The sequence below is a fragment of the Massilia consociata genome (genome assembly GCF_042432755.1).
Classification (GTDB): Bacteria; Pseudomonadota; Gammaproteobacteria; order Burkholderiales; family Burkholderiaceae_D; genus Telluria; species Telluria consociata.
Genome location: NZ_JBHLWP010000006.1, coordinates 41,937 through 66,063, shown reverse-complemented (window position 1 = coordinate 66,063; position 24,127 = coordinate 41,937). Strand labels below are relative to the sequence as shown.

The following is a 24,127-nucleotide window of genomic DNA, read 5'->3' as shown; positions in this document are numbered from 1 at the left end:
GGAAGCCATGATCCGCCGTCCGTTTTCCGTTCTCGCCCTCAGTGTGATGCTGGCCTGCGCCGCAGGCGCGCAGGCCGCGACAGCCGCCGCCCACGCTGCCGACACGCCTGCCCAGAAGCGCAATCCGCGCGAGCACTACACCAAGTACGAGTACCGCATCCCGATGCGCGACGGCGTGAAGCTGTTCACCACGGTGTACATGCCAAAGGACGGCTCGAAGCCTTATCCCTTCCTGGTGCAGCGCACCCCGTACAGCGCCGGCGTGTACGCGCAAGGCGAGCGGCGCTACGGCGTGGACTGGTTCCCGGCATCGCTCGGCCCTTCGCGCGAACTGGAGGATGCGGGTTATATCTTCGTCACCCAGGACGTGCGCGGGCGCTACATGTCCGAAGGCGTCTGGCAGGAGATGACCCCGCACGCGAATGCCAAGCGCGCGCCCGGGGAGGGGCAGGAGAGTGAGGACATGCACGACACCGTCGAGTGGCTGCTCAAGCACGTCCCGAACAACAACGGCCGCGTCGGCATCTGGGGCATCAGCTACCCGGGCTTCTATACGGCGGCCAGCGTCATCGACTCGCATCCGGCGGTCAAGGCCGCCTCGCCGCAGGCGCCGATCGCGGACCTGTACATGGGCGACGATTCCTATCATGGCGGCGCCTTCATGCTGGCAGCGAACTTCGATTTCTACGCCTCCTTCGTTCCGCAACAGAACCCGACCCTGCCTTCGAAGGACCGTTCCGGCTTCGACTACGGCGAGGCCGACGGCTACGACTTCTTCCTCAAGCACCTGACCCTGCCGAACATCCTGGCCACCATGAGCGACGAGCAGCGCGCGCTGCTGGTGCCGACCATCGAGCACGACACCTACGACGAGTTCTGGCGCATGCGCGCCATCGCGCCGCACATGAAGAACGTGAAGGCGGCGGTGCTGACCGTGGGCGGCTGGTTCGATGCCGAAGACCCGGCCGGCCCCTTCCTGATCCATGACGCGGTCGGAAAACATAACCCGAAGACGTCCAACACGCTGGTGATGGGGCCGTGGGTGCACGGCGGCTGGGCGCGTGGCGACGGCGCCCGCCTGGGCCACGTGCAGTTCGACGCGAAGACCAGCGAGTACTTCCGCCGCGAGATCCAGTTCCCCTTCTTCGAGCAGCATCTCAAGGGCGTGAAGCCGGCCCGCACGCTGCCGAACGTGACGGCGTTCGAGACCGGCACCAACGTCTGGCGCAGCTATGCCGCGTGGCCGCCGGCCCCGGCCAGGGCGCGCACGCTGTACTTCGGGCCAAACGGCACGCTGGATTGGAAGCAGCCCGCCGCCGCGGGCGCCGGCTACGGCGCGGGCTATGACGAATATGTGGCCGACCCGCGCAAGCCGGTGCCCTTCATCGGCTACGCCGCGACCGGCATGCCGCGCGAATACATGGTGTCGGACCAGCGCTTCGCCGCTACCCGCCCGGACGTGCTGGTCTACCAGAGCGCGGTGCTGGAAGAGGACGTGACCATCGCCGGGCCGGTGGTGCCGAAGCTGTTCGTGTCCACCACCGGCACCGACGCCGACTGGGTGGTCAAGCTGATCGACGTGTATCCGGCCGAGTATCCGACGCCGGCTGCACAGGCCATGGGCAACGACGTGCCGCCGCCGGCGGCCAAGCTTGGCGGCTACCAGCAGCTGGTGCGCGGCAATCCGCTGCGCGGCAAGTTCCGCAACAGCTTCGAGAAACCGGAGCCGTTCACGCCCGGCAAGCAGGAAGCGATCAGCTTCGACATCGGCCAGGTCAACCATACTTTCCGGCGCGGCCACCGCATCATGGTGCAGGTGCAGAGCTCGTGGTTCCCGCTGATCGACCTGAACCCGCAAACCTTCACCCACATCCCGAAGGCCAAGCCGGAAGATTTCATCAAGGCGACCCAGCGCGTGTACCGCGCACCGGGCGCGGCGTCCGGCCTGCAGCTGATGGTGATGCCGACCCACTGACGCCAGCGAGGCAGGCGGCCATGCCGCCTGCCGCTGCGATCAGCGCCGGCGCCTGCGGCCGTGCCCCGGACGCGCACCGGGGAAGAGGGCGGCGCGCACCGCCCGGCGCAGCGTGGTCGCCGGCACCAGGTCGACGGCCAGCGCGCGCAGGCGCGCCGCTTCCGCTGCCCGGCCACGCTGTTCGAGCACCATCAGCACCTGGCGCACGTCGTTCGCGTAGATATCGACCTGCGCGGCAATGTACATGGTGCGCGCATATTGCCTGCGCCAGCGCTCGAACACTTTCATGAGGAAGCGGCTGCGCTCGCGGATGGTTTCCTCGGGCGTGGGCAGCAGGCGCTCGGCCAGCGCATGATCTCCGGCGGCGATAATGGCCGGCAGCACGAGGCTGGCCGAAGCCAGCAGCAGCGCCGGGTCGGCTTTCTCGAGCGCGACGCACAGGGCATGCGTGTCCGCTACCTGGCCCAGTTCATCGTCGATGGCCACGACGTCGTGCAGCAGTCCGCGCGTGCCCTGGCCCGCCAACAGCAGGGCGGCATCGCGCTCGCGCACCCGGAGCAGGGCCTCGCGCGCCGGCGGATAGTCGGCGGCAAGATCAACCCAGGCGCCCAGCGCGTAGGACAGGCGTACGCCGTACAGCGAAGGCATTTCCTCCAGCGCGTGGTCGTGGAACCACTGGAACTCGCGCAGGGCTTCCTCGTACCTGCCTTCGTGCGCCAGCTCGGAGGCGGCATCGAGCCGCGCGCGCGCATCCATGCTCATGCCCCGATCCAGGGCAGGCCGGCCTTGCACCAGCCGCCGACGGTCTTGCGGTGGCCGTTCGCATCGCGGTCGCCCTCGAAACCTTCGAGGATGTCGTAGGACTCGGCAAAACCCTGCTCGGTCGCCACGCGCGCGCTGTGGCGCGAGCGCACGCCCGAGCGGCACAGGAACAGCAGCACCTCGTCCTTGCGCGCCACCTGCTCGAGCTGCGCGCCGAAGTCGGGATTGGGCTGGCCGCCCGGGTAGGTGGCCCACTGCACCGCGACATGCTGGGCGTCGGGAATGGCCACGCGGCCAACCCAGTCGCGCTCGGCATTGGTGCGCACATCGACCAGTTTCACGCGAGGGTCCAGGCGCAGGAGCGCGAACGCTTCTTCGGGCGTGACGGCGCCGGCATACGGCTGGCCGGCGCTACGCTGGCGCGCGCTGGCAAGGATGGATTCGGTAGTGGTCATCGTGTTCGGTCCGGTTTAGAACAAGAAAAGCGTTGCACCAACTTGGTTCGGTGTATCCTGCGCTGCGATGGTGCATCGGCGGGCATTGTGCACCAAATCGGTGCGATCGCGCTGCAATGCACGCATGTGGTGAAGGTCGATTGTAGAAGCAAATGCAAGGGCTTTCCAACGAAGCATTGGGCATTTGCTCATAACGGTAGGTTGGCACGCTTCATGCTTTGAAGTAGAGCAAGTTGTCGCGCCGTGATGCAATCTGGGCGACACCCCCTTTTCAATCAGGAGATACGAATGGCAAAGACGGCTGCAGACGTAATTCAACTCATCAAAGACAACGAAGTGAAGTTCGTTGACCTGCGCTTCGCGGATACCCGCGGCAAGGAGCAGCACGTGACCGTCCCCGTGTCGCACTTCGACGAAGACAAGTTCGAGTCGGGCCACGCCTTCGACGGTTCGTCGATCGCCGGCTGGAAGGGTATCGAAGCCTCGGACATGCTCCTGCTGCCAGACCCGAACACCGCCAACCTCGACCCGTTCATGGAAGAGACCACCCTGTTCATGCAGTGCGACGTGATCGAACCGGCTGATGGCAAGGGCTACGACCGTGACCCGCGCTCGATCGCCAAGCGCGCCGAAGCCTACCTGAAGTCCTCGGGCGTGGGCGACACCGCCTACTTCGGCCCGGAACCGGAGTTCTTCATCTTCGACTCGATCCGCTGGAAGATCGACATGTCGGGCTGCTTCGTAAAGATCGACTCGGACGAAGCCTCGTGGTCGACCGACAAGCAGATCGAAGGCGGCAACAGCGGCCACCGTCCGACCGTCAAGGGCGGCTACTTCCCGGTCCCGCCGGTCGACAGCTTCCAGGACATGCGCTCGGAAATGTGCCTGATCCTTGAATCGATGGGCATCCCGGTCGAAGTGCACCACCACGAAGTGGCCGGCGCCGGCCAGAACGAAATCGGCACCAAGTTCTCGACCCTGGTTGAGCGCGCCGACTGGACCCAGAACATGAAGTACGTGATCTGGAACGTGGCCCACAGCTACGGCAAGACCGCAACCTTCATGCCCAAGCCGATGGCCGGCGACAACGGCTCGGGCATGCACGTGCACCAGTCGATCTGGAAGGACGGCAAGAACCTGTTCGCGGGCGACGGCTATGCCGGCCTGTCGGAGACCGCGCTGTTCTACATCGGCGGCATCATCAAGCACGCCAAGGCGCTGAACGCGATCACCAACCCGGGCACCAACTCGTACAAGCGCCTGGTGCCGGGCTACGAAGCGCCGGTCAAGCTGGCGTATTCGGCCAAGAACCGCTCGGCCTCGATCCGCATCCCGCACGTGGCCAACCCGAAGGGCCGCCGCGTCGAAGTGCGCTTCCCGGACCCGCTGGCCAACGTCTACCTGTGCTTCGCCGCGCTGATGATGGCCGGCCTGGACGGCATCCAGAACAAGATCCACCCGGGCGAAGCCGCCACCAAGGACCTGTACCACCTGCCGCCGGAAGAAGACAAGCTGATCCCGACCGTCTGCGCCTCGCTGGAAGAAGCACTCGAAGCCCTGGACAAGGACCGCGAGTTCCTGACCCGCGGCGGCGTGTTCAGCGACAGCATGATCGACGCCTACATCGAGCTGAAGATGCAGGAAGTGCAGCGCATGCGCATGACCCCGCACCCGGCCGAATTCGACATGTACTACTCGTCGTAATCGGAATGGCAACAGCCTGTTACGCAGGATCGTTGCGCTCATGCGTCAGCGGGCGTAAGGGTCTGTAACAAACGCGGGGAAAGCGAGGGCTTTCCCCGCGTTGTTTTTGGGATCGGGTATAGTCGCGGTGGGCTACACTTCGTGCACGTTTATTGTGCAAATTGATTTCTGATGGGAAAGACAATTACTGTTATCCGGCGCTTCGGCGCGGTCCTGGCAGCGGGCCTGGCGCTCCACAACGGGGCGCAAGCGCAGAGCGTCGTCTACAAGTGCGTGGACGAGCAGGGCCGGGTCGAGTTCACCGACACCAGTCGCCGCGGCTGCAAGGCGCTCGACCTGCCGGGTTACGCGCCGCCGCCGCCGCGCGCCTCCGCGCCGATTCCGGCGGTGCGCCCGAGCAGCCCGGGGCCGGCCTCGAGCGTGACGCCGGCCAGCTTCCCGCGCGTGGACACGGCCCAGCAGCGCGCCCGCGACGACGAGCGCCGCGAGATCCTGAACGACGAGCTGCGCCTGGAGCAGAAGAAGCTGGCCGACCTGCGCCGCGACTTCAACAACGGCGAGCCCGAGCGCCAGGGCAACGAACGCAACTACGCCAAGTACCAGGAGCGCGTGGCCGGCATGCGCGACGAGATCGGCCGCACCGAGCGCAACATCGAGGCGCTGCAGCGCGAGATCGCGAATATCCGATGAGCGTGAACCGATGAGCGCGACGCCGTCCCGTTTCGCCGGCCTCGACCTGCTGGGTTCGGGCGTCCTGCTGCTCGGGCCGCAGGTCGACGTGCGTTACGCTAACCCGGCCGCCGAGAACCTGCTCGAACTGTCGCTCAAGTCGCTGCAGCGCTGCCCGCTGCCGGAACTCTTCACCAATGGCCACGAACTGGCCGCGCTGTGCGCGCAGGCGCTGGCGCACCAGTACGCCGACCTGCGCCAGGACCTGACCTTGCTGCGCACCGGGCGCGAGCCGCTGCACGTCAACAGCATCGTCACCGCGCTCGTGGACGGCGAACTGCTGGTCGAGCTGCGCGAGAACGTCCAGCAGCTCAAGCTCGACCGCGAGGAGCGCATCCTCGACCAGAGCCAGGCCAACAAGGAACTGATCCGCAACCTGGCCCACGAGATCAAGAACCCGCTCGGCGGCATCCGCGGCGCGGCGCAGCTGCTGGAGCTCGAGTTGCCGCCGCAGCACCCGGCCGACCTGAAGGAATATACCCAGGTGATCATCAAGGAGGCCGACCGCCTCCAGACCCTGGTCGACCGCCTGCTGGCGCCGCATCGAAAACCCCATATCGTGGGCGACGTCAACATCCACGAAGTCTGCGAGCGCGTGCGCAGCCTGATCCTGGCCGAATTCCCGACGGGGCTCACCATCCGGCGCGACTACGATGCCTCGATCCCCGAGTTCCGGGGCGACATGGAGCAACTGATCCAGGTGGTGCTGAACATCGCCCACAACGCCGCCCAGGCGCTGGCCGGGCGCATCGCGGCGGGCGACGCCGAGATCGTGCTGCGCACCCGCGTGGCGCGCCAGGTCACCCTGGCGAAGGTCCGTTACGGGCTGGCATTAGATTTGCATATCATCGACAATGGACCGGGCATCGCTCCCGAGATCCGCGACCGTATCTTCTATCCGCTCGTCTCCGGGCGCGAAGGCGGCAGCGGCCTCGGGTTGACGCTGGCGCAGACCTTCGTGCAGCAGCACCTGGGTGTGATCGAGTGCGAAAGCCGGCCTGGACTGACGGATTTCCGGATCCTGCTGCCGCTGCCGTAAGAAACGGCGGCACGGGCGCAGGCTCTGCCGTGAGTCCCCATTGAATCGTAGGGCGCGAACGACGGGAACCACGAACACATGAAACCAATCTGGATTGTCGACGACGACGCATCGATCCGCTGGGTACTGGAAAAAGCTCTGGCGCGCGAAAGCCTGGAGACCCGCAGCTTCGCCAACGCGCGCGAGGCCCTGGCTGCCTTCGAGACCGACACGCCGCAGGTGCTGGTGTCGGACATCCGCATGCCCGGCGAATCCGGCATCGACCTGCTTGCCGCCGTCAAGGCGCGCCACCCGGGGCTGCCGGTCATCATCATCACCGCATTCTCCGACCTCGACTCGGCGGTTGCCTCGTTCCAGGGCGGCGCCTTCGATTACCTGGCCAAGCCCTTCGACATCGACCAGGCGGTGGCCCTGATCCGCCGCGCGCTGGAGGAGAGCCTGCGCGAAGCCAGCGTGGAATCGGCGCCGGCCGAGACCCCCGAGATCCTCGGCCAGGCGCCGGCCATGCAGGAAGTGTTCCGCGCCATCGGCCGCCTGTCGCAGTCGAACGTGACGGTCCTGATCACCGGGGAGTCGGGCACCGGCAAGGAGCTCGTCGCGCGCGCCCTGCACAAGCACAGCCCGCGCGCCCAGCAGCCCTTCATTGCGCTGAACACGGCGGCGATCCCGAAGGACCTGCTGGAATCGGAACTGTTCGGCCACGAGCGCGGCGCCTTCACGGGCGCGCAGGCGATGCGGCGCGGCCGCTTCGAGCAGGCCGAGAACGGCACCCTGTTCCTGGATGAGATCGGGGACATGCCGTTCGATCTGCAAACCCGGCTCCTGCGGGTGCTCTCGGACGGCCACTTCTACCGCGTCGGCGGGCACCAGCCGGTGAAGGCCAACGTACGCGTGATCGCTGCCACGCACCAGAACCTGGAGCAGCGCGTGCGCGACGGACTGTTCCGCGAAGACCTGTACCACCGCCTGAACGTGATCCGCCTGCGCCTGCCGTCGCTGCGCGAACGCAGCGACGATATCCCGCTGCTGGCGCGCCACTTCCTGGTGCAGAGCGCACACCAGTTGGGCGTCGAACCGAAGCGCCTGAGCGAACCGGCCATGCGGTACCTGGCCGGCCTCGAGTTGCCGGGCAACGTGCGCCAGCTGGAAAACCTGTGTAACTGGATCACCGTGATGGCGCCCGGCCAGACGGTCGAGGTCAAGGACCTGCCGCGCGACCTGACCCAGGGGCAGGCCGCACCGGCGCAGGCACCGGCGCAGGACGCGGCGCCGACCGGGACGCCGGCGTCCAGCCAGCATGCGGCGGCGCAGGCCAGTGCGCCGCCGTCGCCGGACGGCTGGATCGGCCTGCTCGAGCTGCAGGCCGCCGGCATGCTCGGCGCGGGCCAGGTGGACGTGATGGACACGCTCGGCCGCCAGTTCGAATCGGCCCTGATCAAGACCGCCCTGAAGTACACGCACGGGCGCAAGAACGACGCCGCGATGCGGCTCGGGATCGGGCGCAACACGATCACCCGCAAGATCGTCGAGCTCGGGATCGACGGGGCACGGGACGAGTGAGGGGGCGAAGGCGGCCGATGGTGTAAGCTGGCGCTTCTTGCAAGCTGCATCCCAGCGTCAACCCGTAGCCCATCCCACCCATGCTGATCAACTGTGTCGCCTATCAGGAAGGTAAGAAGCTGTCCGACATCCCGGTCGAGGACATCAGCGAGTACCTGAAACACCCCGATACCTTCGTCTGGGTCGCCCAGCGCGACCCCGGCCAGGACGAAATCGCCATCATGCAGGGGGAGTTCGGCCTGCACGAACTGGCGGTGGAGGACGCGGCGCGCGGCCACCAGCGCCCCAAGATGGAGGAGTACGGCGACTGCGTGTTCGTGATCGTGCACATCATCGAATTGAACGGCGACGAGCTCAGTGCCGGGGAGCTGGCCATCTTCGCCGGACCCAATTACGTGCTGTCGGTGCGGCGCGATGCCAACCAGGGTTTCCTGGGCGTGCGCGCCCGCGCCGAGCGCGAACCGCACCAGCTGAAGAAGGGCGCCGGTTTCGTGCTGTACGCGCTGGTCGATGCGGTCGTCGACCGTTACTTCCCCGTGGTCGACATGCTCGAATCCGAGCTCGAATCGATCGAGGACCACATCTTCGGCCAGAATGGCGGGCAGCGCGCCAACATCGAACGCCTGTACGAGCTCAAACGCAAGTCGCAGACGCTGCGCCACGCGGTGGTGCCGCTGATGGACGCAATCGGGCGCCTGCATGGCGGGCGGGTGCCGGAAGTGGTGGCCGAGACCCAGGACTACTTCCGCGACGTCCACGACCACCTGCTGCGCATCCTCGGCCGGCTGGACGCGGTGCGCGACACCATCAACACCGCGATCCAGGTGACGCTGTCGATGGTGGCGATCGAGGAGAACGACATCAGCAAGCGGCTGGCCGCCTACGCTGCGATCTTCGCCGTGTTCACCGCGTTCGCTGGCGTGTGGGGCATGAATTTCGAATTCATGCCGGAGCTGAAGTGGAAATACGGTTATCCGATGGCGCTGCTCACGATGGTCGGCGTGTGCAGCTACCTGTACTGGCGCTTCAAGAAGGCGGGGTGGATCTAGCAGCGAGTGATGCTGCTTGCACGCGTGGGCGGAAAACCCGCCCACGCTACGACTTCTTGCCCGCCGTGGCCGCCGCCCCGCCGCAGGCCACGATCACGAGCGCGATCGCCAGCCACTGCATGCCCGTCAGGCGCTCGCCCAGCACGATCCAGCCTGCCAGCGCCGCGAACGCCGGCCCGGCGCTGACCAGGATGCCGAACACGCGCCGCGGCAGGCGCGCCAGCGCCGCCATCTCGAGTGAATAGGGCAGGGCGCTCGACAGCACTGCCACCGCCAGGCCGCCCGCCAGTACCGAAGGCAGGAGCAGGGCGCTGCCGGCATGCGCCACGCCGACCGGCACCGTGAACAGCGCCGCCGCCAGCATGCCCCAGGCGACCGCCTGCCCGCCGCCGAGGCCTGACACCCGCTTGCCGTACACGATGTACATCGCCCAGCAGAAGGCCGCGCCGAGCGCATAGGCCACGCCCGTTGGGTCGAGCGGGGCGACGCCGTCGTGCACCGGGGCCAGCAGCCACAGGCCGAAGGCGGCGAGCAGCACCCAGCCGAAATCGCGCGCGCGGCGCGAGGACAGCACCACCACCGCGAGCGGACCGACCACTTCGATGGCCACCGCGATCCCGATCGGGATGCGGGCGAAGGCGCCGTAGATCAAGAGGTTCATGCCGCCCAACATCAACCCGTAGACCATGAGGTTGAGCGCGTCGCGCCGCGAGGGGAGGGTGCGCCACGGCCGCACGATGGCCAGCATCAGCGCGGCAGCCAGCCCGACGCGCACGGCCGTCACGCCCTGGCTGCCCACCAGCGGGAACAATCCCTTGGCCCAGGCGGCGCCGGCATTCACCGACACCATCGAGGCCAGGATCGCCAGGCCGGGACCGAGCGTGCCGGACCGGCCTTCGGTTGCGTTCACGCGGCCATCGCCAGCGCCACGGCTTCGGCGACGCGGATGCCGTCCACCGCCGCCGACATGATGCCGCCGGCGTAGCCGGCGCCTTCGCCGGCGGGGAACAGGCCGCGCGTGTTCAGGCTTTGCAGGTCGCCGTCGTTGCGCTTGATGCGGATCGGCGACGAAGTACGGGTCTCGACGCCGGTCAGCACCGCGTCTTCCTTGTAGTAGCCCTTGATCTGCTTGTCAAAAGCGACGAACGCTTCGCGCAGCGCGAGAATCGCGTAGTCCGGTAGCGAAGGCGCCAGGTCGGTCAGGTGCACCGCCGGCCGGAACGAGGGGATCACCGAACCGAACTCTTTCGATGCCACGCCACGCACGAAGTCGCCCATCAGCTGGCCCGGCGCGTCGTAGTTGCTGCCGCCCAGGACGAAGGCGCGCGACTCCAGCTCGCGCTGGAAGTCGATGCCGGCCAGCGGGTGGCCCGGATAGTCCTCGGGCGTGATGCCCACCACGATGGCGCTGTTGGCGTTGCGCTCGTTGCGCGAGTACTGGCTCATGCCATTGGTGACGACGCGGCCTTCCTCGCTCGATGCCGCCACGACGGTGCCGCCCGGGCACATGCAGAAGCTGTAGACCGAACGGCCGTTGGAGGCGTGGTGCACGATCTTGTAGTCGGCCGCGCCGAGCAGCTTGTTGCCGGCGTTCGGGCCGAAGCGGCAGACGTCGATCAGCGACTGCGGGTGCTCGACGCGGAAGCCGATCGAGAAGGGCTTGGCCTCGATGTAGACGCCGCGGTCGTACAGCAGCTGGAAGGTGTCGCGCGCGCTGTGGCCGATCGCCATCACCAGGTGACGGGTGGGAATCTCCTCGCCGCTGGACAGGCGCACGCCCTGTACCTGGCGCACGCCGTTTTCTTCCGAGACGAACACGTCGTCGACCCGGGTCTCGAAGCGGATTTCGCCGCCCAGGGCAATGATCTCGGCGCGGATCTGCTCGACCATCTTGACCAGGCGGAAGGTGCCGATGTGCGGCTTGCTGACGTACAGGATCTCTTCCGGCGCGCCGGCCTTGACGAACTCGGTCAGCACCTTGCGGCCGTAGTGCTTCGGGTCCTTGATCTGGCTGTACAACTTGCCGTCCGAGAAGGTGCCGGCGCCGCCTTCGCCGAACTGCACGTTCGACTCGGTGTTGAGCTTGCGCTTGCGCCAGAAGCCGAAGGTGTCGACGGTGCGCTCGCGCACGATCTTGCCGCGTTCCAGCACCAGCGGATTCAGGCCCATCTGGGCCAGGATCAGGGCCACGAACATCCCGCAAGGGCCCATGCCGACCACGACCGGGCGCGGCGTGCCCGGCGCCGGTTTCGCGGCGGGGACGAACTTGTAGTTGGTATCGGGTGCAGGAATGACGTACTGGTCCTGGGCAAAACGCGCCAGCACGGCACTTTCATTACGCACCTCGACGTCGATCGCATAGATCAGGACGATGGCTGCCTTCTTGCGCGCGTCATAGCTACGCTTGAATACAGTAAAGCCGAGCAGGTCTGCGTCGTCGATGCCGAGGCGGCGGACGATGGCTTCACGCAGCGCGGATTCAGGATGATTCAGCGGGAGTTTGAGTTCGTTTATTCGGAGCATCTTGGGCTGGAGCGAGGGCTGTGCCGCCGTCCGGATCGGCGCCGGAGGCATATCAGGCAAACCGTTATTTTACCGCGTTATGGCAGGCCCTGGCTGGGCAGGGAGGGGAAGAGCAAACGTTCCTCGGGCAGCCCGCGGCGAGAATGAACCATTCTCGGTGCCCCCTTGCAAAAACTTTCTATTTTGGAAGAAAAATACTTGTACTTCATTGGAACGACGCTTGTATGGGCGAGTAGTCGTGTGAATTTTTCCGGACACAAGATTCTCGAATACTCTCCAATTTCCATAATAAATTTCGTATTTACGGAGTGATGTAGAACGAAATATAGAAAATCTTTGTAAATATGGATTCTTATGCACGGGGAATAATCGCAAAACAAAGTGTTGTATGCATGCGAAAACGATTCTTCTTGTTGTTGACGACGCAACTTTGCACATGTTTCCATGAGGAAGTTGAACTGGAACTCCCAGCAAGACGAGGAATACCCATTCCTGAATAAACCTGTCTGGAGAAGACTTGTTGAGCTCGACCCCAGTCATGCACGTGGAAATGTCGCGTCAGCATGATCGACAGCGAGCTCTTCGTTGGAGATGCTCCCGGCAATAACAACAATTTAGGGGAACCACATGTTGAGAAAAACTGTAGTAGCACGTGCATTGTCCATCGCCTTCAGTACTGCGGCGCTGGCGGTCGCGGTCGTCCCGCCGGCCATGGCACAGTCGAACGCTACCGGCGTCATCGCCGGCAAGGTCGATGCGGCTGCCGGCGCGTCGGTCGTCGTAACCAATGTCGAGACCGGCCTGCGCCGTTCCGTCTCCGTCGAGAGCGGCGGCACCTACCGCGCTTCGGCCCTGCCGCCAGGCCGTTACCGCGTCGAACTGGTCCGTAACGGCAGCGTCGCCAACACCTCCGAAGTCGACGTCATCCTCGGCCAGACCGTGGACGCGTCCTTCGGCGGCGTGTCCACCGTCCAGGTGACTGGCCGGCGCACCCGTATCGACGTGACGAATGCGACCAACAGCACGGTGTTCACTGCCAAGGAACTGGCCCAGCTGCCGGTCCAGCAGAACCTGACCGCGGTCGTGCTGCTGGCACCGAACACCACCCAGGGCGATTCCGCATTCGGCAACACCGCCTCGTTCGGCGGCTCGGGCGTGTCGGAGAACTCGTTCTACCTGAACGGCTTCCCGATCACCAACCCGCTGAGCCAGCTGGGATCGATGGAACTGCCGTTCGGCTCGATCCAGCAAGCTTCGGTGATGACCGGCGGCTTCGGCGCCGAATTCGGCCGTTCGATCGGCGGCGTGATGAGCCTGACCTCGAAGAGCGGTACCAACACCTGGGAAGCGGGTGCGCTGTACAGCATCACCCCGTCCGAGTTGCGGGAAGATTACCGCAACTCCGTGTATCCGGTCACCGGCGGCAATCCCAACACCGACGGCAAGCTGCGTATCCGCTACGACAACCGCGAAGTCGAAACCCACCAGTACGGCGCCTACGTGGGCGGCCCGATCATCCGTGACAAGCTGTTCATGTTCGTGTCGGCCGAGCGCTACACCACCCGCGACGCGTATGCCGGCATGACCACCGCGGCAAGTGCGGCGAACGTCAACCAGGGCGGCTGGAACGTCAACAAGGGCATGGATAACCGCTGGCTGGGCAAGATCGACTGGAACATCACCGACAACCATCGTCTCGAGTTCACGTCGGCCGGTAACGAAAACCGCAAGCGCTACCAGACCTACGGCTATACGCTGAACCCGAACAACCCGAATGCGCTGGCGCAGATGGACGGCGTGCCGAACGGCCAGATCTACACCTCGGCGCTGACCCGCAACCTGGGTCCGACCGACCCGTCGTACACCGGTACCCCGGGCGCGAAGCTCAACATGGCGCGCTACGTCGGCAACATCACCGACGACCTGACCATCACCGCCCTGTACGGCGAGATGAAGACCGAACGCGGCACCACCTACGAGCGCCTCGGCGCCAACTCGGGCGGCATGGGCGGCCTGCCGGCAGGCGTCCAGTGGACGACCACCGGCCGCTGGCCGGCGATCAACCAGGCCCTGTACCGCCAGTACAACTTCTTCGGGGGTGGCCGCAGCCTGAACGAGGCGTCCGACACGGTGCGTGCAGGCCGCCTGGACATCGAATACAGGATCGGTTCGCACACCATCCGTGCCGGTGTCGATTCGGCCAAGCTGGATAGCGTCGGCGCAGGCTATTCGACCAGTGGCGGTTCGACCTGGACCTATCGCAACGTCAACAACCCGAACATCTCGAGCCCGCTGTCGGGCTCCCGTCCGGCGATCCTGGCGAACTACGGCGGCTCCGGCACGGCAGGCTACTTCGTGCGCCAGCGCATCTTCAGCTCGATCACCGATGCAGCCTCGACCCAGAACGCGCAGTACATCGAGGACCGCTGGCAGGCAACCAAGAACCTGCTGCTGACCATCGGCGTGCGTAACGACGCCTACACCAACTCGAACGGCGACGGCGAGAAGTTCATGGACATGGACAACCAGCTTGCCCCGCGCTTCTCGGCAGCCTGGGACGTGAACGGCGATGCTTCGTTCAAGGTGTTCGGTAGCGCCGGCCGCTACTACCTGCAACTGCCGACCCAGGTAGCGGCGCGTGCGGCTTCGCGCTCGACCTTCACCGACCAGGACTTCACCTACACCGGCGTCGATCCGACCAACGGCGCACCGCTGGGCCTGGTGGCGATCAACACCCCGTACTCGGCAAACGGCGAATACGGCCAGAAGAAGGACCCGCGCGCGGTGGTCTCGCAGAACCTGAAGCCGAATTACCAGGATGAAATCACCCTGGGCTTCGAACGTGCATGGAGCGCCGACCTGAACTTCGGTGGTCGCCTGACCTATCGTAAACTGGGCGCCGGTATCGACGACAGCTGCGATTGGCGTCTCCTGTACGACCATGCTCGCAGGAACGGCATCCCCGTCGGCGACTCGCACGCTATGGGCTGCTTCATCTTTAATCCAGGCAAGGATGCTGTCGTCTGGATCGACGGAAATGACGAGTTCGCTCAACCGGTCGTCACCGGCAAGGGCCGCATGGTGACCATCACCGCTGCCGAACTCATGCAGCCGAAAGCCGAACGTACGTACAAGGCGCTGGACCTGTTCCTGGAGCACCCGATGCGCAATGGCTGGTATGGCCGCATCAACTACACCTGGTCGCGCAGCGAAGGCAACATGGAAGGCCAGACCCGTTCGGATACCGGCCAGTCGGACGTCGGTACTTCGGCAGGCTGGGACTTCCCGGAGTTCGCAGTCGGTGCTCACGGCTTGCTGCCGAATGACCGCGAGCACCAGCTCAAGGCATTCGGCTACTATCAGCTGACCCCGGAAGTTACTCTGGGCGCCAATGCGCTGATCCAGTCGGGCCGTCCGAAGAGCTGCCTGGGCACCAACAATGCCTGGGATGCGGGCGAGGATCCGAGCTGGGCGCTGGGTTACGAGCTGGGCGGACCGGGCTATGGTCCTGAGTACTTCTTCTGCGGCGGCAAGTTCACGCCGCGTGGCTCGCTCGGCCGCATGCCGACCGAGAAGCGCCTCGACCTGTCGGCATCGTACGCGCCGGCACTGCTCACGGGCCTGCAGATGAAGGTCGACGTGTACAACGTCTTCAACTCGCAGACGCCGCGTTCGCAAACCGCAACGTATGACGCCGGCGACGAGACCCAGGTTGCTCCAACCTACAACATGCTGGGCCAGTTCATGGCGCCGCGCTCGGTCCGCTTCACGGTCGAGTACAACCGCCGCTTCTAAGCGGGTGCCGGCTGGAAGGACCCACCCTTCGGGGTGGTTCCTTATCGCTGAGGCAAGCTTCACGGCCCGGTCGACGTTGTCGGCCGGGCCGTTCTTCATCCGGCGCACCGGCATGCATGTCACGCTCCACTACGCGTTCGCATTCTCCCGAGTCGGCCGCTTCTTTCGCCAGTCGGGCCTGAATCGCAGCTTCCTGCCGGCTGTCGTGCGGCGGCAGCAATGCCCTGCTATCTATATATATAACCGGCATGCGTCCGGCGTCCGGCTCACATCCCGCCCCACAGCCCCCCGAGCATGGCCAGCGCCGCCAGCGCCGCGGTCTCGGTGCGCAACACCCGCGGGCCGATCGACAGGGCGATGGCGCCGGCTGCGACGGCGGCGTCCTCCTCCTCCGCGGTGAAGCCGCCTTCCGGCCCGACCATCAGCGTCAGCGCCTGGGGACCGCCGGCTTGCGCCCATTGCGCCAGGGAGGACTCCGCGCGCGGGCTGAGCAGGATGCGCGGGGCAGGCGAGGGCGCTGCAAGCCAGCGCCCGAATTCCGCCACCGGCGCCAGGCCCGCCAGCCGGTTGCGCCCGCACTGCTCGGAGGCGGCCACGATCACGCCCTGCCAGTGGGCGTGGCGCTTTTCGGCGCGCTCGCCGGACAGGCGCACCACGCTGCGCCGGGCCGCCAGTGGTTCGATCCGCGCAACGCCCAGTTCGATTGCCTTCTCGATGATCCAGTCCATCTTCGACCCCTCCGGCAGGCCCTGGGCCAGGGTGACGGCATAGGGCAGCTCGACCTCGACCGCCTCGTGGGCGAGGACCGTCGCGCTTGCGCGTTTCTTGCCGATCTCGGCAAGAAGCGCCGCGTACTGGCCGCCGCGGCCGTCGAACAGGGTGAGGGCGTCGCCCGGTTGCATCCGGACCACATGCAGGTGGTGGGCGACGGAGTCGGGCAGGTCGACGCTGGCGCCGGCGGCGAGCGGTCCTGGACAGTAAAAACGGGGCATGCGGCTCCTGGAGGGCGTACAAAACCTGCATTTTAATTCGGCAGCAGGCTGCTCTGGTAAAATACCGGGTTACGGCCAGCTGCACCGCCACCGCTTTCCAATCAAGACCACCGCAGACCACGGTAACTTTCATGAAATCTACGCAAACCACTACCCTGATGGCCAACGCGATCCGCGCGCTGGCGATGGACGCCGTCCAGAAAGCCAACTCGGGCCACCCGGGCATGCCGATGGGCATGGCCGAGATCGGCGTCGCGCTGTGGGACAAGCACTACCGCCACAACCCGGCCAATCCGGGCTGGTTCAACCGCGACCGCTTCCTGCTGTCGAACGGCCACGGCTCGATGCTGCACTACGCGATGCTGCACCTGGCCGGCTACGACCTGACGATGGACGACCTGCGCGCCTTCCGCCAGCTGCACTCGAAGACCGCGGGCCACCCGGAAGTGGGCATCACCCCGGGCGTGGAAACCACCACCGGCCCGCTGGGCCAGGGCATTGCGAACTCGGTCGGCATGGCGCTGGCCGAATGGCTGCTGGGCTATGAATTCAACCGCCCGGGCTACGACGTGGTCGACCACTACACCTACGCCTTCCTGGGCGACGGCTGCCTGATGGAAGGCATCTCGCACGAGGTGGCCTCGCTGGCCGGCACCCTGCGCCTGAATAAACTGATCTGGCTGTACGACGACAACGGCATCTCGATCGACGGCCGCGTCGAAGGCTGGTTCACCGACGACACCCGCAAGCGCTTCGAAGCCTACGGCTGGAACGTGATCGGCCAGATCGACGGCCACAGCGTGAGCGCCGTGTCCGAGGCCATCGAGCAGGCAAAACAGTCGGACCGTCCGACCCTGATCATGTGCAAGACCATCATCGGCAAGGGCGCCCCGAACCTGGAAGGCGGCGACAAGGTCCACGGCGCCCCGCTGGGCGACAAGGAAATCGCGGCAGTACGTACCCACCTGCTGTGGGACCCGATCCCGTTCGACATCCCGGGCGAAATCTACGAAGCGTGGGATGCGAAAGCGCGCGGCGCGCAGTTCGAGGGCGAGTGGAACACCCTGTTCGAGGCCTACCGCGGCGCACACCCGGAACTGGCCGCCGAATTCGAGCGCCGCATGAAGGGCGAACTGCCGGGTAACTTCAACGAGGTGCTGGACGCCGCGATCGCCACCTGCATCGAGAAGAAGGAAACCATCGCCACCCGCAAGGCCTCGCAGAACGCGATCCAGGCGCTGGCCCCGATCCTGCCGGAATTCCTGGGCGGCTCGGCCGACCTGACCGGCTCGAACCTGACCAACTGGAAGGAATCGGTAGCGGTGCGCTCGGGCATCCCGGGCAACCACATCAACTACGGCGTGCGCGAATTCGGCATGGCCGCGATCCAGAACGGCGTCGCCCTGCACGGCGGCTTCATTCCGTTCGGCGCGACCTTCCTGACCTTCTCGGACTACAGCCGCAATGCGCTGCGCATGGCCGCGCTGATGAAGATCCGTTCGCTGTTCGTGTTCACCCACGACTCGATCGGCCTGGGCGAAGACGGCCCGACCCACCAGTCGATCGAGCACGTCTCGTCGCTGCGCCTGATCCCGAACCTGGACAACTGGCGTCCGTGCGACACGGTCGAGTCGCAAGTGGCCTGGGGTGCCGCCGTGCAGCGCAAGGACGGTCCGTCGACCCTGATCTTCTCGCGCCAGAACCTGCCGTTCATGGAGCGCGACGCAGCAAGCGTGGCGAACATCGCCAAGGGCGGCTACGTGCTGCGCGACGCCGCCGATGCGAAGCTCATCCTGATCGCGACCGGTTCGGAAGTCGAACTGGCGGTCAAGGCTGCCGATGCGCTGGCGGCCGAGGGCATCGCCGCGCGCGTGGTCTCGATGCCGTCGACCGACGTGTTCGAGCGCCAGGACGCCGCCTACAAGGCCAGCGTGTTGACCCGTGGCACGCCTCGTGTTGCCATCGAAGCCGGCGTGACCGATTTCTGGTACAAGTACGTGGGCCTGGAAGGCGCCGTGGTCGGCATCGACACCTTCGGCGAATCGGCGCCGGCGCCGGTGCTGTTCAAGCACTTCGGCTTCACCGTCGAGAACGTGGTTGCCAAGGCCAAGGCTGTCGTCGCAGCGTGATGTGATTCGGAACGGGCCGCTGCATGCGGCCCGTTTGTCAAAGATCTTCGGTACGAAAAAAAGCTTTTTTTTAATCAGGAGCAGAGTATGACGATCAAGGTAGCAATCAATGGTTATGGCCGCATCGGCCGCAACATCCTGCGCGCCTTCTACGAAGGCGGCAAGAAGCAAGACATCCAGATCGTGGCGATCAACGACCTCGGCAATGCCGAATCGAACGCCCACCTGACCCGCTACGACACGGCCCACGGCAAGTTCCCGGGCACCGTGACGGTGGAAGGCGACAACATGATCGTCAACGGCGACAAGATCCGCGTGTTCGCGCAGCGTAACCCGGCCGAGATCCCATGGGGCGAGCTGGGCGTGGACGTGGTGCTCGAGTGCACCGGCTTCTTCACCACCAAGGAAAAGGCTTCGGCCCACCTGAAGGGCGGCGCCAAGAAGGTCATCATCTCGGCACCGGGCGGCAAGGACGTCGACGCCACCATCGTGTACGGCGTCAACCAGGACGTGCTGAAGTCGACCGACACCGTGATCTCGAATGCTTCGTGCACCACCAACTGCCTGGCCCCGCTGGTCAAGCCGCTGCACGACGCCATCGGCCTGGAAACCGGCCTGATGACCACCGTGCACGCCTACACCAACGACCAGGTGCTGACCGACGTGATGCACGAAGACCTGCGCCGCGCCCGTTCGGCCACCCAGTCGATGATCCCGACCAAGACCGGCGCCGCCGCCGCGGTCGGCCTGGTGCTGCCGGAACTGAACGGCAAGCTGGACGGCTTCGCGATCCGCGTCCCGACCATCAACGTGTCGATCGTCGACCTGTCGTTCATCGCCAAGCGCGACACCACCGTCGACGAAGTCAACCAGCTCATGAAGTCGGCGTCGGAAGGTGCCTTGAACGGCATCCTGACCTACAACACCGACCCGCTGGTCTCGGTGGACTTCAACCACAACCCGGCATCGTCGAACTTCGACGCCACCCTGACGAAAGTCTCGGGCCGCCTGGTGAAGGTCTCGTCGTGGTACGACAACGAGTGGGGCTTCTCGAACCGCATGCTCGACACCACCGTCGCGCTGATGAACGCCAAGTAATTTCGGCGCAGTATCATGAAAAAAACCGGCCCAGGCCGGTTTTTTTCTTCAGAAATGTAGGGTGGTCGGCTATGCCGACCGCGCGTTCACAGCAAGGATGCGCTGTCGCTGAGCATGTCGGAGTCGGACGCGCGGCCGGCGAAGCCGGCCACCCTACGTAAGAGGTGGAGCCTCACGCATTTGGCCAGGGCGTCAGGATCTCGACGCCGTTCTTCGTCACCGCCACCATGTGCTCCCACTGGGCCGACAGCGAACCGTCGCTGGTGACCACGGTCCAGCCGTCCTCCAGCTGGTCGACGTCGGCGCCGCCCAGGTTGATCATCGGCTCGACGGTGAAGGTCATGCCTTCCTTGAGCAGCAGGCCGGTGTTCGGGCGCCCGTAATGCAGCACCTGCGGCTCCTCGTGGTAGACGCGGCCGATGCCGTGGCCGCAGTACTCGCGCACCACCGAGTAGCCGGCGCCTTCGGCCAGCTTCTGGATCGCGTGGCCGACGTCGCCCAGGCGCGCGCCCGGGCCAACCTTGCGAATGCCCGCCATCATCGCCTCATAGGTGGTGTCGACCAGCTTCCGGGCTTCCGGCGATGGCGTTCCTGCGAAATACATGCGGCTGGTGTCGCCGTGCCAGCCGTCCTTGATCACGGTGACGTCGATGTTGATGATGTCGCCGTCCTTCAGCACTTCCTTCTCGCTCGGGATGCCGTGGCAGACCACGCCGTTGACCGAGGTGCACAGGGTCTTGGGGAAGCCGTGGTAGCCGACGTTGGCCGGAGTGGCCTTCTGCACCTTGCGGATGTATTCGTTGCAGCGCCGGTCCAGTTCCTCGGTGGAGACGCCGGGAACGACGTATTCCCTGATCATTTCCAGCACCTCGGCGGCGAGGCCGCCGGCGACGCGCATCTTCGCGATGTCCTTGTCGTTCTTGAGTTTGATTGCCATTGTGTGTGTCGTGTTGATGACGGCCGCGCCGTCCAATCCGCCATGATACCCCAGCGGGCCTGCCGCCGGCTGCCCATGAAAAATGCCCGCCAGGCGAACCTGGCGGGCATCTCGACGTCTAGACGGTCAGCCCTTGCGGGCCTGCGCCATTAGAACGACTGGTTGTAGCGGACGTAGATGAAGCGGTCCAGCGACATGTCGGCGTCGACCGACGAAGCGCTTGCCTGGGTGTTGTACACGATGCGCGGCTTCTTGTCGAAGACGTTGTTCATGCCGACCAGGATGCGGCCGTTCCACGCGGTCTTGTAGCCGACGCTCAGGTCATGGAAGGTAACCGAACCCAGCTTGTTGCCGCCGGTGCCCCAGTCATCGCTGACGTAGTCAGGCATGTTGCACTCGACGGTCGAGCTCCAGCACTGGTCCTTGACCGGGCTGTAGTAGCGGAAGCCCCAGGTGGCGCTCCAGTTGCCCATGTTCCAGTCGACCGAGTTGTTCGACTTCACGCGGTTGTAGAAGTACTCGCCGGCGTAGTTGTTCCACTCCTGGTCCGAACCGCTGCGGGTACGGAACTTGTCGACATACGAGGTTTCGCTACGCAGGCCGAACTGGCCGTAGGCGGTACGCGGCAGGCGGTAGTTAATCGCCAGGTCCAGGCCCTCGGTTTCCATCTCGCCCAGGTTGGCGTTGCCGCGCGACAGCTGGTTGATCTGGCCGGTGACCGGATCGCGCTGGATCACGCTGCAATAGTTGGTGTTGCCGTTGATGAAGCACTGGTTGGCGACGTAGCTCGCGCTGATCGCGGTGATGCGGTTCTTGATCTCGATGTTGTACCAGTCGAGGCCGACGCTGAAGCCAGGCAGGTACGACGGGCTGTAGACGAAGCCGGCGGTCTTGGTGATCGCGGTCTCCGGCTGCACGAACGCATTGCCGGCGCCCGACTGGAAGGCCACCAGGGACTGGGTACCGGTCGAGCCGGCGATCGGGCCGCCCGACTGCAGCTGCTGGCGGTAGTTGGCCGGGGTGCCGCGCACGCCGGCGAAGCCGCCGGTGCAGCGTGCTGCCACTGCCGAATTGCGCGAGGCTTCGCCGAACACGGTATCGCACGGGTCCAGGAAGGTGTCGAAGGACTGCGAACCGCCGCCCGAGACGTCGTTCAGGGTCGGTGCACGGAAGCCTTCGGCCCAGGTACCGCGGACCAGCACATCCTTGACCGGCTTGTACATGAAGCTGGCCTTGCTGTTGTTGGTCACGCCGAAGTTGCTGTAGTCCGAGTGGCGGGTCGCCAGGTTGAAGCTCAGCATCTCGGCGAACGGCTGGTTCTTCAGCACCGGGATGTTCAGCTCGGCGTAGGCTTCGCGCACGGTGTAGCGGCCGTGAGTCGGCTGGCCCGACAGGTTGGTCGAGTAGCCCGACTGCGAGAACTGGTCAGGCACGTCCGAGCCCTTGACTTCGCGGTGCTCGATGCCGACTGCCACGCCCAGCGCGCCGGCCGGCAGCTGGAACAGTTCGCCTGCCAGGTTGGCGGTGGCGCTGTTGATGGTCGAGCCGTAGGTCTTGGCGCCCGAGGTGTTGATGTAAGCCAGCGCCTCCGGGGTCGAGGCCGACGGGCCGCCCAGGATGTCGAACGGGACGCAATCGGCGAACGGGATCGGCGAGGTCGGGGTGCCGCACTGGACGCGGCCCGAAGCGTTCATGAACGACGGCCCGAGGGCGCGCTTCAGGGTCAGCAGGTTGATGTTGCCGGTGTCGCGCGCGGTGCCGGAAACCTTGTTGTGGTTGTAGCCGATATCCCAGTTCCAGGCCAGGTCACGGAACGAGAACTCGCCTTCCAGGGTCGCATCGACGTGCAGGGTGCGGTTTTCGTTCTCGGTGAGGCGCGGGATCTCGATGGTACGGCGGGCAAAGAACAGGTCCTGGCCATTGCCGGCGCCGGCAACCTGGTTGCCGTACGGGTTGTAGTAGTTGTCCTTGTCGATGTAGACCGGGTACTTGGCCTGGCTGGTCGACTGCAGCGGGTAGCCGGCGATCTGGCGGACCGAATCACGCTGCGAGTACATCGCGGTGGTCTTCAGGCGCATGTCTTTCGGCAGCGCGATCTCGCCCTTGACGAACAGCGTGTCGAGCTTGCTCGGCGACAGCAGGTGCATGTCCTGGGTCGAGTTGTAGAAGTCGTCGTAGTTCGTGCTGCTGTAGGCGTGGTAGTTGTTCGGGTCGCGCGAGTTGGCGCCGACGCCCTGACCATTCCAGCTGCCAGTGTGGTTGAGCACGCGATTGAAGCCGCCGTTGGCCGGATTGGTGTTCTGGCCGCCGGTGGCGGTCAGCGGGGTGATACGGCCCCATGGACCGCCGCCCAGGCCTGCGGTGCGGTGCGCCGGGCCGTAGGAGGTCTCGGTGATTTCACGGCTCGACGGCCACACGACGCCCTGCGTGGTGTGCGACAGGCCGAACATCAGCGACGCCTTGTCGTTGCCGGCGCCGTAGGTCAGCGAGAAGTCCTTGTTCTGGCCGTCGCCTTTTTCGTTGGCGCCGGTGTACAGGGAAATCTGGCCACCTTCCATGTTCTTCTTCAGGATGATGTTGACCACGCCCGCGATCGCGTCGGAGCCGTAGATCGACGAAGCGCCGTCCTTCAGGATTTCCATGCGCTCGATCATGGCCGACGGGATGGTCGACAGGTCGGTGTAGCCGGCCACGGTCTGGGTCCAGCGCTTGCCGTCCACCAGCACCAGCAGGCGGTTCGCGCCCAGGTTGCGCAGGCTGACGTACTGGCCGCCGGCTTCGGTGTTCGAGGTCAGCGAACCGCTGCGGCTGAAGCCAGGCGCGCCGGCCGACGACAGGTTGTTGAGGATGTCGCCAACGGTGACCAGACCCGTCTTCTGGATCTGTTCCTGGCTCATGACCTGGATCGGCTGGGCCGTTTCCAGGTCCACCTGGCGGATACGCGAACCGGTCACTTCGACGCGCTGCAGCGGGGCCGAGGTCTCTTGTGCGATCGCGGCGGTCATGCCGAGGGTCATACCGCCCAGGCAGATCACGCGGATCGACCGGGACAAGATTGTTTCCATCATGTTGCAAAACTCCTTGGGTGAAAACAGGGCCGTACTGCTCGTGGCAGCGCAGCCGCAGGGAAGGTCGCTGGGCGACATACTCAAAAACTGATCAGGTCTATGCTGAACGAATTTTCAAGTTAGCAATAGAATCATCCTCGATGCCGCACTGTCAATGAAACTTGCAATTGAAAATCACGAAATGTTGCTAAATTGTGTATTTACGCAATTTCTTCTGTGACACTCTTGACGGGTAACTAAATTTACTAGCAAACGAAAAAAGCCCGCCCGGCTTGCGCCGGACGGGCTTTTTGCGCAATTAAATTGCGTTGA

General features: G+C 65.2%; 17 protein-coding genes. 9 read left to right on the top strand and 8 right to left on the bottom strand.

The genetic code is table 11. From position 1 onward, the window contains the following. Positions 1-7 precede the first annotated feature (7 nt). Positions 8-1,975 carry a CocE/NonD family hydrolase gene (locus tag ACFFJK_RS04405; protein ID WP_379677905.1) on the top strand — a complete coding sequence of 656 codons (1,968 nt, stop codon included), beginning with the start codon at positions 8-10 and terminating at the stop codon, positions 1,973-1,975. A 39-nt stretch (positions 1,976-2,014) separates the two neighbouring features. Here the strand turns inward: ACFFJK_RS04405 and ACFFJK_RS04400 are convergent, their stop codons facing one another. Genes ACFFJK_RS04400 through ACFFJK_RS04390 form a run of 3 tightly spaced genes read right to left on the bottom strand, consistent with a single transcriptional unit; the run spans position 2,015 to position 3,579 of the window. Continuing rightward, complete coding sequence (locus ACFFJK_RS04400) at positions 2,015-2,737, bottom strand: hypothetical protein (RefSeq protein ID WP_379677903.1); 723 nt, start codon at positions 2,735-2,737, stop codon at positions 2,015-2,017. Beyond that, the gene (locus ACFFJK_RS04395) at positions 2,734-3,192 is read right to left on the bottom strand and encodes a rhodanese-like domain-containing protein (RefSeq protein WP_379677902.1); all 459 of its coding nucleotides are present in this window, start codon (positions 3,190-3,192) and stop codon (positions 2,734-2,736) included. The genes ACFFJK_RS04400 and ACFFJK_RS04395 overlap by 4 nt, the downstream gene beginning before the upstream one ends. Before the next feature lie 15 nt (positions 3,193-3,207). After that, on the bottom strand, positions 3,208-3,579 hold the full coding sequence (locus ACFFJK_RS04390; protein WP_379678276.1) for a hypothetical protein: 372 nt from the start codon (positions 3,577-3,579) through the stop codon (positions 3,208-3,210). On the opposite strand from ACFFJK_RS04390, the gene glnA reads away from it, so the two are divergent. From glnA to corA, 5 genes are all read left to right on the top strand, one after another. Then, positions 3,481-4,896: a type I glutamate--ammonia ligase gene (glnA, locus tag ACFFJK_RS04385; protein ID WP_379677901.1), complete on the top strand. Its 1,416-nt coding sequence runs from the start codon at positions 3,481-3,483 to the stop codon at positions 4,894-4,896. The genes ACFFJK_RS04390 and glnA overlap by 99 nt on opposite strands. Positions 4,897-5,067: 171 nt before the next feature. After that, positions 5,068-5,586, top strand: coding sequence for a DUF4124 domain-containing protein (locus ACFFJK_RS04380; RefSeq protein WP_379677900.1), 519 nt, complete (start codon positions 5,068-5,070; stop codon positions 5,584-5,586). A 10-nt stretch (positions 5,587-5,596) separates the two neighbouring features. Continuing rightward, positions 5,597-6,664, top strand: a complete 1,068-nt coding sequence (gene glnL, locus ACFFJK_RS04375; RefSeq protein WP_379677899.1) for a nitrogen regulation protein NR(II) — start codon at positions 5,597-5,599, stop codon at positions 6,662-6,664. Positions 6,665-6,742: 78 nt separating this feature from the next. Further along, entirely contained in the window at positions 6,743-8,224 is a 1,482-nt protein-coding gene (gene ntrC, locus ACFFJK_RS04370) for a nitrogen regulation protein NR(I) (protein ID WP_379677898.1), read from the top strand. Positions 8,225-8,304: 80 nt separating this feature from the next. After that, the gene (corA, locus tag ACFFJK_RS04365) at positions 8,305-9,273 is read left to right on the top strand and encodes a magnesium/cobalt transporter CorA (protein WP_379677897.1); all 969 of its coding nucleotides are present in this window, start codon (positions 8,305-8,307) and stop codon (positions 9,271-9,273) included. A gap of 46 nt (positions 9,274-9,319) precedes the next feature. Here corA and ACFFJK_RS04360 read toward each other — a convergent pair whose 3' ends face one another. Together ACFFJK_RS04360 and ACFFJK_RS04355 are read right to left on the bottom strand one after the other, a co-directional pair. Next, on the bottom strand, positions 9,320-10,123 hold the full coding sequence (locus tag ACFFJK_RS04360) for an EamA family transporter (protein ID WP_379678265.1): 804 nt from the start codon (positions 10,121-10,123) through the stop codon (positions 9,320-9,322). Positions 10,124-10,179: 56 nt separating this feature from the next. Then, a complete protein-coding gene (locus ACFFJK_RS04355; RefSeq protein ID WP_379677896.1) occupies positions 10,180-11,796 on the bottom strand; it encodes an NAD(P)/FAD-dependent oxidoreductase in 1,617 nt (538 codons plus the stop codon). Positions 11,797-12,423: 627 nt separating this feature from the next. Here ACFFJK_RS04355 and ACFFJK_RS04350 point away from each other — a divergent pair. Then, positions 12,424-15,591 carry a TonB-dependent receptor gene (locus tag ACFFJK_RS04350; protein WP_379677895.1) on the top strand — a complete coding sequence of 1,056 codons (3,168 nt, stop codon included), beginning with the start codon at positions 12,424-12,426 and terminating at the stop codon, positions 15,589-15,591. Between the two features lie 266 nt (positions 15,592-15,857). On the opposite strand, the gene ACFFJK_RS04345 is transcribed toward ACFFJK_RS04350, so the two are convergent. Then, positions 15,858-16,583 carry a 16S rRNA (uracil(1498)-N(3))-methyltransferase gene (locus tag ACFFJK_RS04345; RefSeq protein WP_379677894.1) on the bottom strand — a complete coding sequence of 242 codons (726 nt, stop codon included), beginning with the start codon at positions 16,581-16,583 and terminating at the stop codon, positions 15,858-15,860. 131 nt (positions 16,584-16,714) lie between these two features. Here ACFFJK_RS04345 and tkt point away from each other — a divergent pair, with 131 nt between their 5' ends. Both tkt and gap read left to right on the top strand, forming a co-directional pair. Further along, positions 16,715-18,712 carry a transketolase gene (gene tkt, locus ACFFJK_RS04340; protein WP_379677893.1) on the top strand — a complete coding sequence of 666 codons (1,998 nt, stop codon included), beginning with the start codon at positions 16,715-16,717 and terminating at the stop codon, positions 18,710-18,712. An 87-nt stretch (positions 18,713-18,799) separates the two neighbouring features. After that, on the top strand, positions 18,800-19,810 hold the full coding sequence (gene gap, locus ACFFJK_RS04335) for a type I glyceraldehyde-3-phosphate dehydrogenase (protein ID WP_379677892.1): 1,011 nt from the start codon (positions 18,800-18,802) through the stop codon (positions 19,808-19,810). Between the two features lie 172 nt (positions 19,811-19,982). Here the strand turns inward: gap and map are convergent, their stop codons facing one another. Together map and ACFFJK_RS04325 are read right to left on the bottom strand one after the other, a co-directional pair. Beyond that, the gene (gene map, locus ACFFJK_RS04330; protein WP_379677890.1) at positions 19,983-20,747 is read right to left on the bottom strand and encodes a type I methionyl aminopeptidase; all 765 of its coding nucleotides are present in this window, start codon (positions 20,745-20,747) and stop codon (positions 19,983-19,985) included. Between the two features lie 149 nt (positions 20,748-20,896). Next, positions 20,897-23,815 (bottom strand): TonB-dependent receptor domain-containing protein, encoded by a 2,919-nt coding sequence (locus ACFFJK_RS04325; RefSeq protein ID WP_379677889.1) that lies wholly within the window; start codon positions 23,813-23,815, stop codon positions 20,897-20,899. Between the last annotated feature and the right edge of the window lie 312 nt (positions 23,816-24,127).